17 protein-coding genes and 1 pseudogene are annotated in these 16,287 nt (G+C 40.4%); all 18 read left to right on the top strand.

Features of this window, described 5'->3' with window-relative positions; all coding sequences use genetic code 11:
• Positions 1-7: 7 nt before the first annotated feature.
• Positions 8-358, top strand: a pseudogene (locus tag V7068_RS00255) (HAMP domain-containing protein); the annotation flags it as partial.
• On the top strand, positions 350-1,297 hold the full coding sequence (locus V7068_RS00250; RefSeq protein ID WP_499710434.1) for a methyl-accepting chemotaxis protein: 948 nt from the start codon (positions 350-352) through the stop codon (positions 1,295-1,297). The pseudogene V7068_RS00255 and the gene V7068_RS00250, both read left to right, overlap by 9 nt.
• A gap of 97 nt (positions 1,298-1,394) precedes the next feature.
• Positions 1,395-1,835, top strand: coding sequence for a ribose 5-phosphate isomerase B (gene rpiB, locus V7068_RS00245; RefSeq protein ID WP_119115794.1), 441 nt, complete (start codon positions 1,395-1,397; stop codon positions 1,833-1,835).
• 38 nt (positions 1,836-1,873) lie between these two features.
• Entirely contained in the window at positions 1,874-2,461 is a 588-nt protein-coding gene (locus V7068_RS00240; RefSeq protein ID WP_499710432.1) for a TIGR01440 family protein, read from the top strand.
• 420 nt (positions 2,462-2,881) lie between these two features.
• Complete coding sequence (gene glyA, locus V7068_RS00235) at positions 2,882-4,123, top strand: serine hydroxymethyltransferase (RefSeq protein ID WP_119115793.1); 1,242 nt, start codon at positions 2,882-2,884, stop codon at positions 4,121-4,123.
• Between the two features lie 257 nt (positions 4,124-4,380).
• Positions 4,381-5,010 (top strand): uracil phosphoribosyltransferase, encoded by a 630-nt coding sequence (gene upp / locus V7068_RS00230; RefSeq protein WP_119115792.1) that lies wholly within the window; start codon positions 4,381-4,383, stop codon positions 5,008-5,010.
• Positions 5,011-5,086: 76 nt separating this feature from the next.
• The gene (wecB, locus tag V7068_RS00225; protein WP_499710391.1) at positions 5,087-6,244 is read left to right on the top strand and encodes a non-hydrolyzing UDP-N-acetylglucosamine 2-epimerase; all 1,158 of its coding nucleotides are present in this window, start codon (positions 5,087-5,089) and stop codon (positions 6,242-6,244) included.
• Positions 6,245-6,430: 186 nt separating this feature from the next.
• Positions 6,431-8,647 carry a S8 family serine peptidase gene (locus V7068_RS00220; RefSeq protein WP_499710390.1) on the top strand — a complete coding sequence of 739 codons (2,217 nt, stop codon included), beginning with the start codon at positions 6,431-6,433 and terminating at the stop codon, positions 8,645-8,647.
• 221 nt (positions 8,648-8,868) lie between these two features.
• Complete coding sequence (locus tag V7068_RS00215) at positions 8,869-9,081, top strand: AtpZ/AtpI family protein (protein WP_127762208.1); 213 nt, start codon at positions 8,869-8,871, stop codon at positions 9,079-9,081.
• 17 nt (positions 9,082-9,098) lie between these two features.
• A complete protein-coding gene (locus V7068_RS00210; RefSeq protein ID WP_127762207.1) occupies positions 9,099-9,467 on the top strand; it encodes an ATP synthase subunit I in 369 nt (122 codons plus the stop codon).
• Positions 9,468-9,489: 22 nt separating this feature from the next.
• Positions 9,490-10,206 carry a F0F1 ATP synthase subunit A gene (gene atpB / locus V7068_RS00205; RefSeq protein WP_499710389.1) on the top strand — a complete coding sequence of 239 codons (717 nt, stop codon included), beginning with the start codon at positions 9,490-9,492 and terminating at the stop codon, positions 10,204-10,206.
• Positions 10,207-10,277: 71 nt separating this feature from the next.
• Complete coding sequence (gene atpE / locus V7068_RS00200) at positions 10,278-10,502, top strand: F0F1 ATP synthase subunit C (RefSeq protein WP_119115786.1); 225 nt, start codon at positions 10,278-10,280, stop codon at positions 10,500-10,502.
• A 150-nt stretch (positions 10,503-10,652) separates the two neighbouring features.
• A complete protein-coding gene (atpF, locus tag V7068_RS00195) occupies positions 10,653-11,174 on the top strand; it encodes a F0F1 ATP synthase subunit B (protein WP_499710388.1) in 522 nt (173 codons plus the stop codon).
• Positions 11,171-11,707 (top strand): F0F1 ATP synthase subunit delta, encoded by a 537-nt coding sequence (locus V7068_RS00190; RefSeq protein WP_127762204.1) that lies wholly within the window; start codon positions 11,171-11,173, stop codon positions 11,705-11,707. Before atpF ends, V7068_RS00190 begins: the two co-directional genes overlap by 4 nt.
• 25 nt (positions 11,708-11,732) lie before the next feature.
• Positions 11,733-13,241 (top strand): F0F1 ATP synthase subunit alpha, encoded by a 1,509-nt coding sequence (atpA, locus tag V7068_RS00185; RefSeq protein ID WP_252287539.1) that lies wholly within the window; start codon positions 11,733-11,735, stop codon positions 13,239-13,241.
• A 36-nt stretch (positions 13,242-13,277) separates the two neighbouring features.
• Entirely contained in the window at positions 13,278-14,138 is an 861-nt protein-coding gene (locus tag V7068_RS00180) for a F0F1 ATP synthase subunit gamma (protein ID WP_252282844.1), read from the top strand.
• Between the two features lie 91 nt (positions 14,139-14,229).
• Positions 14,230-15,630 (top strand): F0F1 ATP synthase subunit beta, encoded by a 1,401-nt coding sequence (atpD, locus tag V7068_RS00175; protein ID WP_252287538.1) that lies wholly within the window; start codon positions 14,230-14,232, stop codon positions 15,628-15,630.
• 25 nt (positions 15,631-15,655) lie between these two features.
• Positions 15,656-16,057: a F0F1 ATP synthase subunit epsilon gene (locus V7068_RS00170; protein WP_119115780.1), complete on the top strand. Its 402-nt coding sequence runs from the start codon at positions 15,656-15,658 to the stop codon at positions 16,055-16,057.
• Positions 16,058-16,287 lie beyond the last annotated feature (230 nt).

The following is a 16,287-nucleotide window of genomic DNA, read 5'->3' as shown; positions in this document are numbered from 1 at the left end:
AAAAGCAATGGCAGAGAGAAAGCATTTTAAGTTCGGCTTACGAAAACAAATGGCCATTTTTATTACATTGGTAGCCTTAGTTACTTATACAACGTCAGGTTTGTTTATTTTTGTTCTACAACCATTATTTTTTCCAGAATGGAATTTAGTTGCTTTTATTATTATTACATTATCATTAGGGATTATTTGGTCAGGTATACTTGCCTTTTTTGCAGCAGGCGTGATTATCAATCCATTGCGCAAATTAGAGGCAGTAGCGTTAGATGCGGCGAATGGAAATATTACAGAAGAAGTGGAATTAGCGAAGGCCGATGATGAAATTCGTTCTCTAGGTGTTGCTTTCAATCATATGCTGTTTAACTTAAGAGAAATGGTTCAAAGCATTGAGGAGAATTTTCAAGAAACGAATCGTAAAGTGATCCATATTTCAGAAGAAGCGAAGAAGGCCTCTCAGCAAGCGGAAACTATTGCAGCTACAATTGATGATATTTCAAAAGGTGCGGATACTTCAGCTGTATCTATTATGAGTACGGCTCAGTCTATGGAAGATGTCACGATGATTGCACATCAAGTACAAAGTAAGGCAAAAGCATCCGTTGCTTCTTCAAGTGAGATGATGAATGAACTGATGAAGAGTAAAGAAGTGATTGCTTCCCTCGTACAAGGAATTGAGAGTTTAGCTGAAGAAAATCGAGCATCCTTAAAGTCGGTCAAGCGTTTAGAGGAAAATGCAAATAAGATTGGCCAAATTATCGAGCTTGTTGGCGATATTGCAGCACAAACGAATTTGCTTGCTTTAAATGCCTCCATTGAAGCTGCTCGTGCTGGAGAGCATGGGAGAGGCTTTGCGGTCGTAGCGGAGGAAGTTCGTTTATTAGCCGACGAAAGTGCGAAAGCGGTTCAAGGCATCACTGGCTTTATTCAAAATATTCAGCACGAAGTTCAAGTTGTTGTTAGACAAATTACAGAGCAAGTGGCAGCGGCCAATGAAGGTGCGCAAAAAGGGGCCGAAACCGATGTGGTCATTGCTGATATGACGAAAAAGGTTCACAATGTGGTAGCGGAAGTTCAAGACATAACTGAACTTGTCGATCGTCAAATGGAGAGCATTGAGCATACGTCCCAGCAAACGGAGGAAGTAGCAGCTATTGCAGAAGAAACGTCAGCAGGAGCAGAAGAAGTAACGACGACTACACATGAACAAGCTTTAATTATGGAGAATGTAGATAGTTTAGCTTCGGATTTAAAAGAGCAAGCAGAGAAATTGAAGCAAACTATTACTCGATTTCGGATTTAATCGTTGAGCAAGAAATCATGATAAGATTTCTTGCTTTTCTTTATCTTTTTATACTTTTGTGACACAATACATATATCAAATATCTAGGGGGATAAGGATGAAAGTAGCAATTGCATCAGATCATGGAGGAATTAAAATCCGTGAAGAAATTAAACAATTAATGGATGAATTACAAATTCCATATGAAGATTTTGGCTGTGAATGTTCAACATCAGTCGACTATCCAGATTATGCACTGCCTGTTGCCGAGAAGGTAGCTCAAGGAGAATTTGACCGTGGTATTCTTATTTGCGGCACAGGGATTGGAATGAGTATTGCTGCGAATAAAGTAAAGGGTGTTCGCTGTGCACTTGTGCATGATGTATATAGTGCAAAACTAACACGTCAACATAATGACAGCAATGTATTAGCTATGGGAGAGCGTGTTGTTGGACCTGGATTAGCACGTGAAATTGCACAAGCTTGGCTGACAAATGAATTTGAAGGCGGACGCCACGCAAATCGTATCGGTAAAATTGCTGATTATGAAGGGAAATAATTAAGTAAGCATTTTTGAAAGGATGCGCATGTTAGATGATGGATGAGGCTTCTTTTTCAATAGAATTGAACAAGTGGAGAGAGCAACTTCGTACGATTTTAACAGAATTTCAAGACGCTGCTCATTTAAATGACAAGCATTTGTTTGTGATTGGATGCAGTACAAGTGAAGTCATCGGTAAGCGAATTGGCACAGAGGGAACACTTGCCGTAGCTGAAATGGTTTACAGTGAGTTGCAGGCCTTTCAACTACAAACGGGGGTTGGGCTTGCGTTTCAATGTTGTGAACATTTGAACCGTGCGCTCGTTTTACCGCGTGAAATCGCTGAGCAACGGGGATATGAAGAAGTATCTGTCGTTCCTGTTCGTAAAGCGGGCGGCTCCATGGCCACGTATGCTTATCAGCAGTTAAATAATCCTGTTGTTGTGGAGCATATTACAGCCGAAGCGGGTATCGATATTGGGGATACATTTATTGGAATGCATGTAAAACATGTTGCTGTTCCAATTCGAACATCAATCAAAGAGGTTGGATACGCTCATGTAACGCTCGCTAAAACGCGTCCGAAACTAATTGGCGGCGAAAGAGCGGTTTATACGAATGATGTCATGAATACCAGTTGTTAAATAAAGCTGATGCAAGGGGTTGTAGCAGACAATCGTTTGCCTCAGCTTTTTCTGTTTTATTTTATAAGCTTTGTTAAACACTATTATTGACCATACGATTTTTGGCTCGTTTGTCTGAGACCGTGTCTTACATAAATGAGTGAGAGTCAATAACACCCCATTTTTATAATTCAGGTTGTAAAATAACGGTATAAGGAAGGATTATAACGGTGGAAGATGGAAAAAACGAACGATTTTTTCTTGTTTAAATTTAAATGTTCGCAAAAAAGAGACTATCGTTTCCAAAAAAGACGTGTTAAAATGGAGTAGAATTTTCGAAATAATTAAGCATTAGGCTTTTTCATGCCTATTTTGAGGGCATGTTGTCCATAAATAAAAAAGCGAAGATACCCGCAACAATAACTTAGGAGGCTTTACGTAATGAGTATTTTAGAAAAACAAGATGAACAAGTGTTTAAGGCGATTCAACTTGAATTAGGTCGTCAAAGAAGTAAAATCGAGCTAATCGCTTCTGAGAACTTCGTAAGCGAAGCGGTAATGGAAGCACAAGGATCTGTATTAACAAATAAATATGCAGAAGGCTATCCTGGTAAACGTTATTATGGTGGCTGTGAGTATGTTGATATCGTGGAAGATTTAGCTCGCGACCGTGCGAAACAAATCTTTGGAGCGGAGTATGTAAACGTACAACCTCACTCTGGAGCACAAGCGAATATGGCGGTTTACTTTACAGTTCTTAAACCGGGAGATACAGTTCTTGGAATGAACCTTTCTCATGGTGGTCACTTAACGCACGGAAGCCATGTAAACTTCAGTGGTGTAAACTACAACTTTGTTGAGTATGGTGTAGATGAAAAAGATCACCGCATTGACTATAACGATGTATTAGAAAAAGCACGTGAACATAAACCAAAATTAATCGTAGCTGGTGCAAGTGCTTATCCACGTCAAATCGATTTCAAGCGTTTCCGTGAAATCGCGGATGAAGTAGGTGCGTACTTAATGGTTGATATGGCGCATATCGCAGGTCTTGTTGCAACAGGCTTACATCCAAGTCCAGTGCCGCATGCACATTTTGTAACAACAACAACGCACAAAACACTTCGTGGACCACGTGGTGGAATGATTCTTTGTAAAGAAGAGTTTGGTAAGCAAATTGATAAATCAGTCTTCCCTGGTATTCAAGGCGGTCCATTAATGCACGTTATCTCTGCGAAAGCTGTGGCATTTGGTGAAACACTTCAAGACGATTTTAAAGAGTACGGAAAACAAATTATTGCAAATGCAAAACGTCTTGGCGAAGGCTTGAAAAAAGAAGGCTTTACACTTGTTTCTGACGGAACAGATAACCATCTTCTTCTAGTAGATGTTCGTTCCGTTAACTTAACAGGTAAAGTAGCTGAGATTGTGTTGGATGAAGTAGGGGTTACGGTTAACAAAAATGCGATTCCATTTGATCCGGAAAAACCATTCGTTACAAGCGGAATTCGTATCGGTACAGCTGCGGTTACTTCTCGTGGCTTTGTAGAAGAAGATATGGACGAAATCGCGTCTATCATCGGTCTTGTATTGAAAAACCATGAAGATGAAGCGAAACTAGAAGAAGCAAGACAACGTGTAGCGGCTCTTTCTGGTAAATATCAATTATATCCATCACTTTAATCAAATAAGAGAGTGACGTAAAGGGACTAGCTTCCACAACATGATCATATCAACATGGTCTTGTGGAGGTTGGTCCTTTTTCTTTTTGAAAAATCAGACTTTTAAACGTTTATTGAAGATTGATAGGTTTTTCTGTACAATGAGTTGATGTGAATATTAGAAGTGAAAAACATACGTCCATATTTTATCAATATTTAATATTTGCTTAGTAAAATGTTAATAATGGAGTAGTAACATAAATGAAGGAGAGATGCAAAATGGGAAAAGTATATGTATTTGATCACCCGTTAATCCAACATAAATTAGCTTACATACGCGATGTAAATACAGGAACAAAGGAATTTCGCGAACTTGTTGATGAAGTAGCTTCTTTAATGGCTTTCGAAATTACAAGAGATATGCCGTTAGAAGAAGTAGAAATTCAAACACCTGTTAGTAAAGCAAAAGTAAAAATGCTTTCAGGGAAAAAATTAGGGATTGTTCCGATTTTGCGTGCAGGTATTGGAATGGTTGACGGGATTATTAAGCTCATTCCAGCTGCAAAAGTAGGTCATGTTGGTCTATACCGCGATCCGCAAACATTAAAGCCAGTTGAATATTATGTGAAGATGCCAAGTGATTTAGAAGAAAGAGAATGCATCGTTGTAGACCCAATGCTTGCAACAGGCGGATCAGCGATTGAAGCCATTCATTCTATTAAAAAACGCGGTGCGGTCAATATTAAATTCATGTGCTTAATTGCAGCTCCAGAAGGCGTAGATGCACTGAAAGAAGCGCATCCAGATGTTGATATTTATATCGCAGGTCTTGATGAGAAATTAAATGACCATGGCTATATTGTACCGGGACTTGGTGATGCCGGAGATCGTTTGTTTGGTACAAAATAAGCTGAGCGAAGAAAGCGACTGTACATTTTAAACAGTTGTTATTTTGTTTGACTATATGAAAACTGGGGTGTTTGATGTGATAAAACCAATTAAGGTTATGACCATTTTTGGGACAAGGCCAGAGGCTATTAAAATGGCTCCGCTTGTTCTTGAATTTCAAAAGCACCCAGAATTTTTTACACCAATTGTGGCGGTAACGGCCCAACATAGACAAATGCTCGATCAAGTGCTTAATTTATTTTCTATCCAGCCTGATTATGACTTAAATATTATGAAAGACCGTCAAACACTGGCGGATATTACAACAAAAGCGCTGTCTGGCTTAGACCGTGTGATGAAAGAAGCTGAGCCGGATATTGTCCTTGTACATGGAGATACGACGACGACATTTGCGGCAAGTCTCGCTGCCTACTATAACCAAATTATTATTGGTCATGTTGAAGCTGGTTTACGAACATGGAATAAGTATTCTCCGTATCCTGAAGAGATGAATCGCCAGTTAACGGGTACGCTGGCCGATCTTCACTTCGCTCCAACGCTGCAAGCCGAACAAAATTTAGTTCAAGAACATAAAACGAACCATATTTTTGTTACAGGTAATACCGCAACCGACGCGTTAAAAACAACCGTTCAAGCTGCCTATTCTCATCCAGTTTTATCGGCACTTGGAGAGGATCGTCTCGTTTTATTAACGGCACATCGTCGTGAGAACGTAGGGGAGCCGATGCGAAATATTTTTCGTGCGGTAAAGCGGATTGTGATGGAGCAAGAAGATGTTCAAGTCGTATACCCGGTTCATCTGAATCCAGCTGTTCGGGAATTGGCGGAGGAGATACTAGGCAATGATTCGCGCATTCATTTAATTGAACCATTAGATGTGTTAGATTTTCATAACTTTGCAGCAAGAGCGTATTTGATTTTGACAGACTCAGGCGGTATACAAGAAGAAGCTCCTTCACTTGGGGTACCGGTGCTTGTTTTGCGAGATACGACAGAGCGTCCAGAGGGGATCGCGGCTGGTACGTTACGCTTAGCTGGAACGGATGAGGAAACGGTTTATAAACTAACGCATGAATTGTTGACGAATCGTGATGAGCATGACAAGATGTCAAAAGCTTCGAATCCATATGGAGATGGACATGCTTCAGAGCGGATAGCAAAAGCTATTCGTTATTATTTTAAACAAATTGATATGCCGCCAAATCGATTTGAACCTGAGAAAGAGGTTGTCTAGCTTTAGACAGCTTCTTTTTTATGTGTATTATTTGGAAGTATTTTGATGGAATCCCGCCAAATGGCTGGGTAATCCCGCTAATTATAAAGAAAATCCCTCCAAATTCCTTCATAATTCCGCCAACTTTCTACGTATACTCTCTCTTTGTTGTGAAATTATAACCCTAAAGGAGGGAGGCGACTGCATGTGAAAAGGCTGATTTGTTTAATAAGCTTCTTGTTAGTTTTAGGAAATAGTAGTGGGTTTGCGGCGATTCATGTACCGCCATTACCAAAGGTTTCAGAATTAACACGTACAACAGCGGTTGTGATTCTTAAGGACCCGATGAAGAAAGAGCAAATTGAGCGGGTGTTAAAAAAATATCCCTCACTAAAGCTAAGAGCTATATATAAACATGCGATTACAGGCTTTTCTGTATCTGGGAAAAAGCGTGATGTAGCCAAATTACAACAAGAATCGTTTATTCAAGCGGTAACGGAAATAGCAGTTTATCATGCTGCGTTAGATGAGAGTGTCCCCTTTATTGGAGGCAATCAAGTAAGAGGGTTATATGATTCAAGGAAACAACGAATAACAGGAAAAGGAATTAAAGTAGGGGTTATTGATACAGGGATTGATTATACGCATCCAGACTTAAAGCATGCTTATAAAGGAGGCAAAGATCTTGTCGACCATGATAATGACCCAATGGAAACGAGGGGAAACCCTGAGTTGGCAACTATTCATGGGACACATGTCGCTGGAATTATTGCAGCAAACGGAAAGGTGAAAGGGGTTGCCCCTGAAGCTGAAATTTATGCCTACCGTGCTTTAGGACCAGGAGGATCAGGGGATACAGAGCAAGTGTTGTTAGCGATTGATGCCGCTTTTGAAGATAGGGTCGACGTATTAAATTTATCCCTTGGCAATGAAGTGAATGGTCCAGATTTACCAATATCTTTGGCTCTGAATAAAGCCGTAGAGCAAGGGATTGTTGCAGTTACTTCAAACGGCAATTCAGGTCCAGCCGTTTGGACAGTCGGTTCTCCGGGAACATCAGAAAAAGCGATATCTGTTGGAGCCTCTACACCACCGATGAAAGTTCCATACCTTATATACGGGCTCGGAACGGAGAAACGCGAGGTAAGTCTGCTGCCCGTACAAGGGGCGAAAGAGTGGTCTATCGCTTCTTCAGAAAATATAGTAGATGGTGGACTTGGCGAGCGAAAAGAGCTAAAAGGTGTTCAAGGGAAAATTGTTCTTATTCAACGAGGGAAATTAAGTTTTTTGGATAAGGTAAAAAATGCGAAAAAAGCAGGAGCTAAAGCTGTCGTTATTTTTAATAATACAAAAGGGTCTTTTACAGCTGGATTAGGGGAAAATGTCAACCTTCCTGCCGCAACGATTCCCAAAAAGGATGGGGAGCGTATCAAAAGGATGATTGCTAGTAAAGAAGGCCGGACCGTCCGCTTTGTTTATCGAAAGGAACAAGATAGACTAGCTGATTTTAGCTCAAGGGGGCCAGTGACCGTAAGCTGGGATATTAAACCTGATATTCTTGCTCCGGGTGTCGGGATTTATAGTACGATTCCTAATGGATATACGGAACTTGCTGGAACAAGTATGTCAGCTCCCCATGTCGCTGGAGCTTGCGCTCTATTGCTGCAAGCCCACCCTAATTGGACACCAAACCAAATTAAATCAGCTTTGATGACAACAGCCAAGCCTTTAAAGAATAAGAGTCAAGACTGGTATCATACGTTTGAACAAGGGGCAGGCCGGTTGCAGATTACGGAAGCTCTTAAGGCAGATACTTTGTTGTATCCCAGTTCTCTTTCGTTTGGGATGTATACACGAAAAGAAGGGATTGACGAACACCAAGAAGAAATTGTGGTAGAAAATACAGGGCCGACAGAGCAGCATTACTCGTTTCAGATGCCATTAAAAGAACCAGGTATTACTTGGAATTTGCCAACAATCTTTACCGTTCAGCCAGGTGAAAAGAAAAAGTTGATGATTGGATTACAAATAAACCCATCTGAAATGAAGAAAGGGGTCTATGACGGATATCTTATTTTAATGGAAGGAACTAGGAAAATTAACTTGCCATTCTTGTATGTAAAAGAAGAACCAGATTACCCTAGAATTATGGGATTTGAATTTGGCCAAGGAGATAAAATAGGCACGTATCGCTATGAAATGTATTTACCTCGTGGAGCAGATGAATTTGGCATTGCTCTGTATGATGCAGATAGCTTAGCCTTTGTTGGGTTTATGGACTGGAAAAAAGCGATTCCGTCAGGACTTATTAAACGAGAAGTAAAAGGAAAGAAACTACCGCCACCTGGGATATATAAAGCAATTATTTTTGCCAAAAGAGGCACAAGGGAAGATCGAATTGAAACGATGATACAAATCGATTAAAAAGGTTGTCAAGTCAAAATTCGACAAAAGATGTGAACAATTCGTTAAAACTTACGAATCTGTGACAAATTTCACTAACCACTCATTGACATTGATTCTAGCCTATTGTATGCTAACTAAGGATATGAAATGAGAGGGTTTTCAAGTGCGAAAAATGTCGTTTGGGTACCACTTTCTTCCTTGATTTATCCATCACCAAATTCAACCACGAGGATGCGATTATGAGTCAGAACAAGCGCCACCCATTTAAGGCCATGGCATTGATTTCAGTGATTCTTTCACAATTAGTCGGTCCGATCTTGATAGGCATTTTCTTTGGGAAATGGCTTGATAGCACATTTAATACCGAACCGCTGCTTTTAGTGGTAGGCCTTCTAATAGGACTTGCTACCGGCATTATTGCAATGCTCAGCACAGTTCGACAATATTTCTAGGGAGATTATATGACAACATGCCAGAATTAGATACTATGTTCATTAGGCAACGAAAGTACATTTTGTATTTATTGAGTATTTACATACTAGGAGCAGCATTTACTCCGTATGATACAATTTTCCAAGGACTTATGCTTGGAACAATGTGTAGCCTAATTAATTTCTGGTCAATGGTCAAAAAAAACAGAAAATTCACTGAGGCAGCAGCAGCAGGCAGAAAGATGAAGTCCCTTGGCAGCGTGACAAGAATGTCAGTAGGAGCCCTAGCTGCGGTGATCGCTTTACAGTATCCTGACAAGTTTCAAATAGCAAGTGTGGTTATGGGATTAATGACAGCCTATTTTGTCATTATGATAGATTATTTTATACAAATTTTACGTCGCTAGTAAAGAAGAGAGGTGAATACTGTTGAATCATGAAGCTCCTTTGTGGGAACTTATGGATACCGGGATATATTTCAATTTGGCCAACGTCCTTATGATTACTGTCGCAAGTCTTATAGTCTTTATTATCGCTGTAGCGGCAACTCGTCAACTTGCGATGAAGCCAACGGGAATCCAAAACTTCATTGAGTGGGTTATGGATTTTGTTAAAAATATCATCAACAGCAATATGGATTGGCGTACAGGTGGTCGTTTCCTTATGTTAGGGATGACATTAATCATGTACATCTTTGTATCCAACATGTTGGGGTTACCGTTCGCGGTTGTAGTCGGGCATGAATTATGGTGGAAATCACCTACAGCCGATCCAGCGATTACGTTGACATTAGCCGTAATGGTAATGGGATTAACTCATTATTATGGTATTAAAATGCGAGGCGGAAAAGCTTACGCGAAAACTTATGTTCAGCCAATGGGATTCTTATTCCCGCTAAAAGTAATTGAAGAGTTCTCTAACACGTTAACGTTAGGTCTGCGTCTTTACGGGAACATCTATGCGGGTGAGTTGTTATTAAGCTTACTTGTAGGATTAGGAACAAGTAGTGTATTAGGTGCACTTGGTGCTGTTTTACCAATGTTAGCTTGGCAAGGATTCAGTGTCTTTGTAGGTTCCATTCAAGCGTTTATCTTCACTATGTTAACGATGGTTTATCTTTCTCATAAAGTAAGTGACGACCATTAATTATAAACTTTGTTCAATATTTGAACATTCTATTTAAAAACTAATAAACATTTTCAAGGAGGAAATTTATCATGACAGGTTCTTTAGGTCTTATCGCTGCTGCAATCGCAGTTGGTTTAGGTGCATTAGGTGCTGGTATTGGTAACGGTCTTATCGTTGGTCGTACAATCGAAGGGATGGCTCGTCAGCCAGAAGCTCGTGGTATGCTTCAAACTACAATGTTCGTTGGGGTTGCGTTAGTTGAGGCCCTTCCAATCATCGCGGTAGTTATCGCATTCATCGTTATGGGTCAATAAGATAATTTTAAGAAGTTTAATAATGGCGAAGAGCATTCCAGGAGAACCTTCGCCATTGCTTTATGTTAACTTGAAACTTTTCTAGAATGGTATTGTGAAATAGAAACTTAAAGCTTCAATAGTGAATCTCATGAAGGGAGTGAATCGAGCGTGTTAACAAGCAATTTTGTACTTGGTGCAGCAGCAGCGCACTTTAATGGTGGAGATATCATTTATCAGCTTGTCGTGTTTATTGTGTTGTTAGCTTTGCTTAAAAAGTTTGCGTGGGGTCCTTTAATGGGCATCATGAAAGAACGTGAACAACATGTTGCTAGCGAAATCGAAGCAGCAGAGGCAAGCAGAAAAGAAGCGCTTCAATATTTAGAAGAGCAACGTGAAATCGTGAAACAATCACGCACGGAAGCAGCTCAACTAATCGAAAACGCGAAGAAACAAGGCGAGGCACAACGCGAAGATATTATCAATCAAGCTCGTGCAGAAGCTGAGCGTGTGAAAGAATCAGCAAAACGTGAAATCGTACAAGAGAAGGAAAAAGCAGTTGCGGCATTACGTGAGCAAGTGGCATCCTTATCTGTTATGATTGCGTCGAAAGTGATTGAAAAAGAACTTTCAACAGCGGATCAAGAGAAATTAATTAATGAATACATTCAAGAGGTAGGAGAAGAGCGATGAGCGATTTAGCAGTAGCCAAACGTTATGCTGTAGCTCTTTTCCAAATTGCGAAAGAGCAAAATCTTCTTGACCAAATTGAAGAAGAGCTTCGCACCGTTAAAGAAGTATTCTCAAATGATACGGACTTATTAGGCTTTTTAACGCATCCAAAATTAACAAGTGATGCAAAAAGAGACATTATCTCTAGTGCTTTTTCTAGTCTGTCAACATATGTTCAAAACACATTAAAGCTAATGGTTGAGCGTCATCGTTCTGATATGATCGCGCCAATGGCTGATGAGTTTGTTGAATTAGCAAATGAAGAAAAATCAGTAGCGGATGCAACTGTATATACAGTACGCCCACTAACTGAAGCAGAAACAGAAGCGGTTTCAACTTCATTCGCAAAGAAAATCGGTAAGAAAACTTTACGTATTACGAACATTACAGATAGCAATCTGTTAGGCGGAATCAAGCTGCAAATTGGCAACCGTATTTATGACGGTTCAGTGAGCGGAAAGCTTGATCGTTTAAGCAAACAACTATTAGGTTAGTATTCACAAGATAGGGGTGAAATTCATGAGCATCAAAGCTGAAGAAATCAGTGCACTGATTAAAAAACAGATTGAAAATTATCAATCTGAAATTAAAGTGAGCGATGTTGGTACGGTAATCTCTGTTGGTGACGGTATCGCACGTGTTCACGGTTTAGATAATGCGATGGCGGGAGAGCTTCTTGAATTTTCAAATGGTACAATGGGTCTAGCGCAAAACCTTGAAGAAAATAACGTAGGTATCGTTATTCTTGGACCATTCAGAGACATTCAAGAGGGCAGTGAAGTACGTCGTACAGGTAAAATCATGGAAGTACCAGTTGGAGAAGAATTAATTGGTCGTGTTGTAAACCCACTTGGACAACCATTAGATGGTCTTGGCCCAATTAATACAACAAAAACTCGTCCAATCGAGAGCCTTGCAACAGGTGTTATGGATCGTAAATCTGTTCATGAGCCACTACAAACAGGAATTAAAGCGATCGATGCTCTTGTACCAATCGGACGCGGACAACGTGAGTTAATCATCGGGGACCGTCAAACAGGTAAAACATCTGTCGCAATCGATACAATTCTTAACCAAGCAGACCAAGATATGATCTGTATCTATGTTGCTATTGGTCAAAAAGAATCAACAGTTCGTGGAACAGTTGAAACTTTACGTAAAAATGGTGCATTAGATTACACAATCGTTGTATCTGCATCTGCATCACAACCATCTCCAATGTTATACTTAGCTCCTTATGCTGGTGTATCAATGGCTGAGGAATTCATGTTCAGCGGTAAGCACGTTTTAATCGTATATGATGATCTTTCTAAACAAGCATCTGCATACCGTGAACTTTCCCTACTACTTCGTCGTCCTCCAGGTCGTGAAGCATTCCCAGGGGATGTATTCTACTTGCACTCACGCCTACTTGAGCGTGCTGCGAAATTGAACGATACATTAGGTGCTGGTTCAATCACAGCTCTTCCATTTGTTGAAACACAAGCAGGCGATATCTCTGCTTACATTCCAACAAACGTAATTTCCATCACAGATGGACAAATCTTCTTACAATCTGATTTGTTCTTCTCAGGTGTACGTCCTGCGATTAACGCTGGTCTTTCTGTATCACGTGTTGGTGGTTCAGCTCAAATTAAAGCAATGAAAAAAGTTGCTGGTACATTACGTCTTGACTTGGCTGCTTTCCGTGAGTTGGAAGCATTCGCTCAATTCGGTTCAGATCTTGATAAAGCGACAAAAGCGAAACTAGATCGCGGTGTTCGTACAGTTGAGGTTCTGAAACAAGACTTGAACAAGCCAATTAAAGTAGAGAAGCAAGTTATGATTCTTTTCGCTTTAACAAAAGGTCACTTAGATGATATTCCAGTAGCAGACATTCGTCGCTTTGAAGAAGAGTACTATGTATTCTTAGATAAAAATCATCCTGAATTATTAGATCATATTCGCACGACAAAAGGTCTTCCTGAAGATGCTGATATCGTAGCTGCGATTAACGAATTCAAAAAATCATTCGTAATCTCTGAATAATGAACTTTAAATAATTGAAAAGGGTGGTGAGAATCAATGGCCTCTTTACGCGATATAAAGACTCGAATTAATTCGACTAAAAAGACAAGTCAAATTACGAAAGCGATGCAAATGGTATCTGCTTCGAAAATGAACCGTGCTGAAGCAAATGCAAAAGCATTTGTGCCATACATGGAGAAAATTCAAGAAGTAGTAGCTAGTATCGCAAGCGGTAGTAATAATTCGTCGCACCCAATGTTAGTATCCCGTCCTGTAAAGAAAACTGGTTACCTTGTTATTACATCGGACCGTGGATTGGCAGGGGCATACAACAGTAGTGTGCTACGTCATGTGTATAAAACCATTCAAGAACGTCATACATCGAGTAATGAGTATGTCATTATCGCAATTGGAAGAATGGGTCGCGATTTCTTCGTCAACCGTGGTATCAATGTAGAGCTTGAAGTAACGGGAGTACCGGATCAGCCAAGTTTTGCTGATATCAACTCTTTAACGAAATCAACAGTGAATTTATACTTAAATGAACTGTGTGATGAGCTGTACATGTATTACAACCATTATGTCAGCCCAATCCAACAGGATGTAACGGAGAAGAAAGTTCTTCCGTTATCTGACATTAATTCTTCTGGCGGCAAATTGACTTCTTATGAGTTTGAACCGGATGAGGAAGCAATTCTTAAAGTCTTACTACCTCAATACGCGGAAAGCTTAATTTATGGTGCGTTGTTAGATGGTAAAGCAAGTGAGCACTCTGCACGTATGACGGCTATGAAAAATGCAACGGATAATGCGAAAGAGTTAATCTCAGCATTAGACTTGCAATATAACCGTGCTCGTCAAGCAGCAATTACTCAAGAAATTACAGAAATTGTTGGCGGAGCTGCTGCTTTAGAATAGAACATTTTAGAAGGACGGGCAGCTTCCGACGATTTGCTGCTCGCTCCCTAATCTTGAATAGTCGTCACAGTAATGATTAGGAGGGAAAACGATGAATTTAGGACGCGTTACCCAAATTATGGGTCCAGTTGTTGACGTTAAATTTGAAGATGGTCAACTTCCTAAGATCTATAACGCTTTAAGAATCGAAAAAACAGCGTCTGGCGGTGAAGGCTTAACCCTTGAAGTAGCCCTTCAACTAGGTGATAATACTGTTCGTACAGTCGCAATGGCTTCTACTGACGGCTTAACTCGCGGTCAAGAAGTTGTAGATACAGGAGCTCCAATTTCTGTACCTGTAGGTGAAGTGACTCTAGGACGTGTATTCAACGTACTTGGAGAAAACATTGACCTTGCAGAAGCAATCCCTGCTGATGCTCGTCGTGATCCAATTCACAGACAAGCACCATCATTTGAAAACTTAACAACACAAGTTGAAATTCTTGAAACAGGTATTAAAGTAGTAGACCTTCTTGCTCCATATATCAAAGGTGGTAAAATCGGTCTATTCGGTGGTGCCGGTGTAGGTAAAACCGTACTAATCCAAGAATTAATCAACAACATCGCACAAGAGCACGGCGGTATCTCTGTATTCGCCGGCGTTGGTGAGCGTACTCGTGAAGGAAATGACCTTTTCCACGAGATGAGTGATTCTGGCGTTATCAGCAAAACAGCGATGGTATTCGGTCAAATGAATGAGCCGCCTGGAGCACGTATGCGTGTTGCTTTATCTGGTCTAACAATGGCTGAATATTTCCGTGATGAACAAGGACAAGACGTTCTTTTCTTCATCGATAACATCTTCCGTTTCACACAAGCAGGTTCTGAGGTTTCTGCCCTTTTAGGTCGTATGCCTTCTGCGGTAGGTTACCAACCAACACTTGCTACTGAAATGGGTCAATTACAAGAACGTATTACATCTACTAATGTTGGTTCTGTTACATCAATCCAAGCGATTTATGTACCAGCCGATGACTATACGGATCCAGCACCAGCGACTACTTTCGCTCACTTGGATGCGACAACAAACCTTGAACGTAAATTATCTGAGATGGGTATCTACCCTGCGGTTGATCCATTAGCATCTTCTTCTCGCGCTCTTAGCCCTGAAGTTGTAGGTGCTGAGCACTATGAAGTTGCTCGTAAAGTTCAATCTACTCTACAAAAATATAGAGAGCTTCAAGATATCATTGCGATCTTAGGTATGGATGAATTAAGCGAGGAAGACAAGCTAACAGTTGCTCGTGCTCGTAAAGTTCAATTCTTCTTATCGCAAAACTTCCACGTGGCTGAGCAGTTCACTGGACAAAAAGGTTCATATGTACCTGTTAAAGAAACAGTTAAAGGATTCAAAGAAATCCTTGAAGGTAAATATGATGAACTTCCAGAAGATGCTTTCCGCTTAGTAGGAAGAATCGAAGAAGTTGTTGAACAAGCTAAAAAAATGGCTTAATTAAAGGGACCAAGGAGGGAATGAAATGAAGACAATTAAAGTCAGTGTAGTAACTCCCGATGGCCCAGTATATGATGCAGAAGTTGAAATGGTAAGTACAAAGGCAAAAAGCGGCGAGCTTGGAGTCATGGCTGGCCACGTTCCGATGGTCGCGCCTCTTGATATCGCAGCTGTACGTCTAAAAAAGGAGAATGGCACTGAGTATGTTGCCGTTAACGGTGGCTTCTTGGAAGTTCGTCCAGATGTCGTAACCATTTTAGCTCAATCTGCTGAAAGAGCTGAAACTATCGACGTTGCCCGCGCACAAGCTGCTAAAGCACGGGCTGAAAAAAGATTAGCAGACAATCAAGGAGCGATTGATGTGGAAAGAGCTGAATTAGCTTTAAAACGCGCAATTAATCGAATCCAGATTTCTGAAATGAAATAATAACTACCAAAGTACCTAGCTTTCTTTTATAAGAGGGTTAGGTGCTTTTTATTTTTCCCCTATATTATGTAAATATGTTCTTTTATCCCACACTTAACGGGCAGTAAGACCCCCACCTCAGGCTTATGAAGAGTCAAAGAAGATAGGTGGGGTCAACTGCCCGTAAAGGTCCGATTGGTGAAATATAGTGAAACTTACCTTTGCGATTTTCAAAGGTATAGTTGAACCAA

The sequence above is a fragment of the Bacillus sp. JJ634 genome (assembly GCF_036962285.1).
GTDB lineage: Bacteria > Bacillota > Bacilli > Bacillales > DSM-1321 > Peribacillus > Peribacillus asahii_A.
This window is presented reverse-complemented; position numbering and strand designations above follow the sequence as displayed.